The 6,803-nt window shown below is 71.6% G+C and carries 6 protein-coding genes; 2 read left to right on the top strand and 4 right to left on the bottom strand.

The window, feature by feature from the left end; translation table 11 throughout:
- Positions 1–30 precede the first annotated feature (30 nt).
- Complete coding sequence (locus ACWCQM_RS29535) at positions 31–1,755, top strand: alpha/beta fold hydrolase (RefSeq protein ID WP_450918149.1); 1,725 nt, start codon at positions 31–33, stop codon at positions 1,753–1,755.
- A 64-nt stretch (positions 1,756–1,819) separates the two neighbouring features.
- Here ACWCQM_RS29535 and ACWCQM_RS29540 read toward each other — a convergent pair whose 3' ends face one another.
- Positions 1,820–3,028 (bottom strand): beta-ketoacyl-[acyl-carrier-protein] synthase family protein, encoded by a 1,209-nt coding sequence (locus tag ACWCQM_RS29540; protein WP_450918156.1) that lies wholly within the window; start codon positions 3,026–3,028, stop codon positions 1,820–1,822.
- Between the two features lie 25 nt (positions 3,029–3,053).
- A complete protein-coding gene (locus ACWCQM_RS29545) occupies positions 3,054–3,242 on the bottom strand; it encodes a hypothetical protein (protein ID WP_450918150.1) in 189 nt (62 codons plus the stop codon).
- Between the two features lie 668 nt (positions 3,243–3,910).
- On the opposite strand from ACWCQM_RS29545, the gene ACWCQM_RS29550 reads away from it, so the two are divergent.
- Complete coding sequence (locus ACWCQM_RS29550; protein ID WP_450918151.1) at positions 3,911–4,384, top strand: winged helix-turn-helix domain-containing protein; 474 nt, start codon at positions 3,911–3,913, stop codon at positions 4,382–4,384.
- Positions 4,385–4,494: 110 nt separating this feature from the next.
- On the opposite strand, the gene ACWCQM_RS29555 is transcribed toward ACWCQM_RS29550, so the two are convergent.
- Positions 4,495–5,211, bottom strand: coding sequence for a LuxR C-terminal-related transcriptional regulator (locus ACWCQM_RS29555; RefSeq protein ID WP_450918157.1), 717 nt, complete (start codon positions 5,209–5,211; stop codon positions 4,495–4,497).
- Positions 5,212–5,277: 66 nt separating this feature from the next.
- Positions 5,278–6,711, bottom strand: a complete 1,434-nt coding sequence (locus ACWCQM_RS29560) for an MFS transporter (RefSeq protein WP_450918152.1) — start codon at positions 6,709–6,711, stop codon at positions 5,278–5,280.
- Positions 6,712–6,803: the final 92 nt, after the last annotated feature.

A 6,803-nucleotide genomic window follows, 5' to 3' on the forward strand; every position in this document is an offset into this window, starting at 1 on the left:
TCACCTCGTGCCCGGCCGCAAGGAGATGGCATGCCCGCGAACTCGGTCGTCCTCGGTGCTGGTGGTTTCATCGGCCGCTCCCTGGTGGTGGAACTCCTGCGCCGCGGCCAGGACGTCGCCGCCGCCGTGCACGGCAGCGGCGACCGGCTGACGCGGTGGCTCGCGGAACAGCAGGTGGACACCCGCCGGCTGACCGTCGTCCACGCCGACATCACCCGGCCCGGACTGGGCCTGCCGGAGCAGGGCATGGACGACGTGCGCGACGTGTACAACACGGCGGCGCGCTTCGCCTTCGGCATCGACCCGGCCGAGGCCAGAGCGGTCAACGTGGACGGCGCCGCGCATGTGATCGAGTGGGCCGCCGCCCGCCCGCAGCTGCGCCGGGTGGTGCACATCAGCGGCTACCGCATGGCCGCGGCCGACGCGGACTCCCCCGACTACCAGCGGGACGGCGCCTACGAGGCCTCCAAACGCGAGGGCGACGCGACGGCGCGCGCACGGGCTCGGGAGCTGGGCGTTCCGCTGACCGTCGCCAACCCCAGCACGGTGATCGGCCCGGGGCAGTACGTCGGCCTGGCGGACCTGGTCGGGGAGTTGTGGCGGGGCCGTCTCGCCGCCCTCCCCGGCGGCCCGGACATCTTCCTCCCCGTCGTCGAACTCACCTACTTCGTACGGTTCCTGGCCTCGCTTCCCGAGCATCAGGAGAGCGCGGGCAACACCTACTGGGTGCTCGACGACACCACGCCCCCTCTTCCGCAGCTCGTCTCGCTGCTCGCCGGGCACATGGGTGTGCGGGCTCCGCGCCGCTTCGTTCCCGTCGAGCTCCTGAAGCGGCTGCCGCGCGCCCTCACCAAGGCGGACCCCGAGACGCTGTCCTTCCTCTCCACCGACCGGTACGACACCTCGGCCGCACGGAAGTTCGCCGAGTCCTGCGATCTGGAGATGCCCCCGGTGGGCGACGCCCTGCGCGGGTGGACCGATGATCTGGTGGCCGCGCGCTTCGGCCGGGTCCGGGCACCGAGCGCGCCGTACGGATTCGAACAGGTGGGGAGGGACAGGACCTGGGTGGTGGGCGACCGGGAGCGTCCGGACTATGTGTTCCTGCACGGCCTTCCGGTCGACGCGGACTCCTGGTCGAGGGTGACCGACCGGGTGGACGGTTCCTCCCTGGCCGCCGATCTGCCCGGGTTCGGGCGGTCAGGGCCCGCCCGGCAGTCCCACGACGACTGGCTGGCGGCCTTCCTCTCTCCGCTCGGCACCCGGCCGGTGCTGGTCGCGCACTCCTACTCCTGCGGACCGGCCGTGCGTTACGCGCTCAGGCATCCCGAGCGCGTGGGAGCGCTGGTCCTCGTCTCCCCGGCCTTCCTCCAGCCGCCGTCCTCATGGCTGATGCGCTCCCCTCTGGCCGTGCCGGTGCTGCGCCGGATGACCGCCGAACGGCTGGCGGGATCGCTCGGGCTGCCGCACGACGGTCATCTGGAGGGTCCGGTGGCGGACCTGCGGCGTTCCGGGGCGGCGGTCAGGGTGGTCGCGGCCCTGCGCTCGGCATACGGCAGGCGCGGCGCCCTTCGGAGCGCCCTGCAGCGTGTCGAGGTGCCGGTGGAGCTCGTCGTCGGGGAGCGGGACCCACTGGCCGAGCCGACCGGGCTCCCGGTCACCGAGATCGCGTCGGCCGGGCACTATCCCCAGCTCACGCATCCCGACGAGGTCGCGCGTCACCTGGTCGCGGTGCGGGAGCGGGCCGCCGCCCGGTAGCGGCGCGGCCGTGCGCCTCGGTCCGGGGCTCCGGGACGGGCCGGCGGGCACGCCCGCCGGGTGCTCAGTCACGGGTGAAGGCCAGCACCACGTTGTGGCCGCCGAAGCCGAAGGACGTCGACAGCGCCGCGGTGGCGTCGATCCGGCGCGGGGCTCCGGTCACGAGGTCGAGGCCGATGCCGTCGCCCGGCTTTTCGAGGTTGCGCACCGGGGGTACGACCGACTCCTCGAGAGCGAGCACCGTGAGGATCGCCTCCACGGCACCCGAGGCACCCAGGAGGTGGCCCGTGGCGGACTTCGGGGCGGTGACCACCGGATGATCACCCACGGCGGCCGTCACCGCTCGGGATTCGGCGACATCCCCCTGGGGCGTCCCGGTCGCGTGTGCGTTGACATGGCCGATGTCGCCGCCGGTCAGTCCCGCGTCACGCAAGGCCTCCTCGATGGCGCGCGCCTGCCCGGCGGAGTCGGGCAGCGTGATGTCGTGGGCGTCGGACGTGACACCGGCCCCCGCCAACGTCGCGTGCACACGGGCGCCGCGCGCCCGCGCGAAGTCACCACGCTCCAGCACGACCATTCCCGCTCCTTCGGACATCACGAAGCCGTCCCGGTCCCGGTCGAAGGGCCGGGAGGCCTGGTGGGGGGTGTCGTTGCGCAGTGAGAGGGCGCGCATCTGTGCGAAGGCGCCGAGCGAGAGGGGATGGATGCAGGCGTCCGTGCCACCGGCCACCACCACATCGGCGCGGCCGGCCCTGATGAGCAGCGCGCCCACCGCGATCGCCTCGGCCCCCGAGGCGCAGGCGCTGGTCGGGGCGTGGGTTCCCGCCCGCGCTCCCAGCAGCAGACTCACCACCGCCGAGGGGCCGTTGGGCATGAGCCTGGGGACGGTGTAGGGGGACACCGCGCGCTGGCCCCGCTCCCCCATCCGGTCGTGCTGTTCCAGTATGGTCAGCGCTCCTCCGATTCCGGTGCCCACGACGACGGCCAGCCGTTCGGGTTCGACCTCCGGCGGTCCCGCGTCTGACCACGCCTCCCTGGCCGCGACCAGCGCCGCGGCCTGGCTCCGGTCCAGCCGGCGCCTCTGCACCAGGTCCACCTCGGCGTAGGGGTCCTGGAGCATGCTGCCCGCGATGTGGACCGGCAGCCGCGTGACCCAGGGGGCATCGATGGGCGTGATGCCGGACCGGCCCTCCAGCAGCCCGCCCCAGGTGCCCGCGACATCGGCGCCGAGCGGGGTCGTGGCCCCCATGCCCGTCACCAGCACGTCGTTCATCGGCCCGCCGGCGCGACGCGCGGTCTCACCGCCCGTACGCCGCACGACGGCTCCTCTCGCCCACGCCCTCGGCCGACCAGGCGCGCCTGCTGAGCCCCGCCACCGTGAGCCGGGCGACCGCGAGCATCAGATCGAGGGCTCCCGCCACCTGGCCCGGGTCGTCGTGGGCGGCCGGGTGCGTGAGGGCGGTGTCCGTGCCCCCCTGAGCGCTCATGCTCTCCAAGGCGCCGACGCCCCCCAGGGCTGCCTCGCCGGGACCGGCCGCGCGGTCCGTGCCGCCTCTCCGGCCGCTCTCCTCCCCGCCGTGAAATGCATTCGATTCCACAGTCACACACATACCAGCTCCCCATTGCTTTGCACCGCGTGTGGCTTGAAAATGCCGTTACCCACGGAATACCACGCGGCAGAGACGAGTTACCGGCCGCGGATTCCTCTCCCCCGCAACCACAACTCAAGCTAAGCGACACCACCCCTTCTGCGCCTCGGCTATTCTGTCGAATTATCGACTCCCCCTTTTAGCGGATTCCTCCCGCCAGAGGGGGGCGCGGGGGCGCATAATGCGACGACGAAGAGGGCGCTCCACTCTCCTCGCACGCCCAGTATGCCGAGCTCAGCACCATGATCAAATTCTTTCTGACTTGTCCTACAATGCCTTCGATTATTCCTCATTGCCACAACACTCAGGAATGCTGCATAGTGAAGAAAGAGGCTGCAGAGAACAGCTCCCGCCACCTCGGTCCAGTGCATTTCAACACTAAAGCAAATGTACGGTGACACCAGGGGTTACGGACGGCTTTCCCGTTCTCATGCAAAAATCAGAAAGGGAGATTCGTGCCGCACACCAAAAGGCCTCACTCGTCCTCGGTCGAGGAACAGGTTCAAGTGGTCCGCTGGCCCCTCGAGGCGTCGAAGCTGGAGCACTTCCGGGACAAGGGCGCCCTCCGCCTCCTCGTGATCGAGAACGGGGCGACTCCACCCGTGTCGACGGACGTGCGGGAGGACTGGGTCCGGTCCCCGATCACACGGGAGGACTTCGCCGCGCGCATCTCCGCCCTGCGCGCCAGGGCCTCCTCCCACGACGTGCCGGCGCTGGACCATGACGGACTGCTCAGGTACGGCAGCCGCGTCGTGCCCGTGTCCCCGACCGAGATGTACCTGTTAAGGCCTCTGGTGCAGCGTTTCGGCAGCCTGGTGGGCCGCGACGAGCTGCTCACGCTCCTGAGCACACGGGGCAGCACGGCGAGCCGGAACGCCCTGGACCTGCACGTGATGAGGATCCGGCGCCGACTGCTGCCACTGGGGCTGCGGGTCCGTACCGCCAGCCGGCGCGGCTATCTGCTGGAAGCACTGAGCTGAGCACGGAGCCCCTGCCGGACACCGGTCCGGCAGGGGCTCCGTCTGCGCGTGGGATTTCCGGGCGGACGCAGGCGGCCCTCCCGCCCGGGTCCCGCCGTCCACGGCCGTACTCAGGCCGCTCCGGCCCTCGGCGGGCCGGAGCAGCCGCAGGCCGCGGACGCCAGCCCCGTCCGGTGCGCGTAGATCACGGCGTGCACCCGGTTGCGCAGGTGCAGCTTGTCGAGCAGGTTCTGCACGTGCGACTTGACGGTGCTCTCGCTCACCACGAGTTCGGCGGCCATCTCGGCGTTGCTGAGGCCGCGGGCGAGGAGCTGCAGCACCTCGCGCTCGCGCCGGGTCAGCAGACCGGCACGGGCGCCGTACGGGTCGTCCCCGGGGCGCGAGACCGTCATCGGCCAGGGCTCTTCGCCGCCGGTGCCGTGCCGGAGCCCTGGGGCGACGTGGACGGCGTACCCCGCCGAGACCATGTGGACGGCGGCCACCAGCTGCTCCGGTGTGGCGCTGCTCAGCACCACGCCCTTCGCTCCGGCGCGCAGGGCTTCTCTCGCGGTGCCGTCGGTGCCCTGGGCCGTCAGCAGGACCCCCGGCATGGAGTCACCGTGGCGTGCGGCCAGGGCCCTGACCAGGCCGACGACGTCGAGACCGGGTGACTGGGCGTCGGCGAGCACCACTCCGGGACCGAGGCGCAGCACCTCTCGCTCGGCCTCGGCGGCGTCGGCGGCCTCACCGGCCACCTCGATGGCCCGGTCCTGATCGAGAATGGCCCGGATGCCGGTCCGGGTGATGGCTCGGTCGTCGACGAGCAGGACGCGGACGGATGCGGTGATCGGTCTCTCCCTTCGTGCTGAGCGTGGAAAACGCCTTGGTGGTCGGGGTTCTCGGTGCGGCCGGCGTCAGGCCTGGGCGCTCTCGGCGCCGGAGATCTTCAGGCCCGCGCCGTTCTCGGCGGCCCGGCCCGCGCCCGGCCGTCTCGGCGTCGTGAGGACGGCGAGAGCGCCGACGGCGATGAGGCACGCACCGGTCCACAGGGCGGGGACCATGCCGTCGGTGAACCCGTCCGCCGTGACGAGGTCGCCGTGCGCGGTGAACACGGAGGCCAGTACGGCGACTCCGAGGACACCGCCCAGCTCCCGCAGCGAGTTGACCGCCCCCGAGGCCATCCCCCGGTCCTGGGCGTCGACCGAGCTCATCACGAGGTTCGCGGTCGGGGAGAAGTAGAAGGTCATGCCGAGCCCGCACATGACCAGGGCGGGGATCAGGGACACGTAGTCCACCTCCGGTGACACACGGGCGGCGATCCAGCCGAGCCCGCAGGCCTGGAAGGTCAGGCCGATCGCGACGATGGTCCGGCTGCCGATCCGGTCGGAGAGGAATCCGACCAGCGGTGCGACGAAGATCGGTACCGCGGTCCAGGGCAGGATGCGCAGGCCCGCTTCCATCGGGGAGTAGCCCCGCGGGCCCTGGAAGAACTGGGTGAGGAGGAAGACCGAGCCGAACATGCCCGCGAACATCAGCAGCCCCGCGGCGTTCATCCCGCTGAAGACCCGGTGGCGGAAGAGCCGCATCGGGAACATGGGCATCTCCGTGCGGAGCTCCCAGACGACGAACGCCACCAGGACGAGAGAGCCGCCCGCCAGCGCGGTCAGGACGGGAGGACTGGTCCAGCCGTCCGTGGGGCCCTGGATGAGCCCGAAGACGACGCCGAACAGACCGACGCCGGCCAGTACGGTCCCGATCAGGTCCAGCCGGGAGTTGGGGCCGCGGCTCTCGGTGAGCTTCCAGCGGCCCAGCGGCAGCAGGACGAGCCCGATCGGCACGTTGATCCAGAAGATCCACTGCCAGGTCAGGTGCTCCACCATCACCCCGCCGACGAGCGGCCCCATCGCGATGGCCAGCCCTTCGACGGCGCTCAGCGCCCCGAGGACGGCGCCGCGGCGGGCTGCCGGGGCCACGGCGGTGAGCAGGGTCAGGTTGAGGGGCATCAGGGCGGCGGCGCCGAGCCCTTGAAGGGCACGGGCCGCGATGAGCGCACCGATGCCGGGGGCGAGCGCCGCCGCGGCGGACGCGGCGGTGAAGACGCCGAGTCCCACGACGAACATCCGCCTGCGCCCGAACCGGTCGCCCAGGGCCGCGCCGGGGAGCATCAGGACGGCGTAGGTGAGGGTGTAGGCGTTGACGGTCCACTCGAGTTGCTGGATGTCGCCGCCGAGGCTCTCCCGGATCGCGGGCAGGGCGGTGATGACGACCAGGTTGTCGAGGGAGACCATGGCCACGCCGAGGCCACAGCACAGGAACGTCCACAGGACGTTCCGCTTGGAAACATGCATGATTGCCTTTTCCTGGAGGATGGGCCGCGCACCTGACACCACACGGCCTCGCTCACCGCGCCCTTCCTGCTGCTCCAGGGGCTCGACGACCC

The sequence above is a fragment of the Streptomyces sp. NPDC002125 genome, from assembly GCF_053593715.1.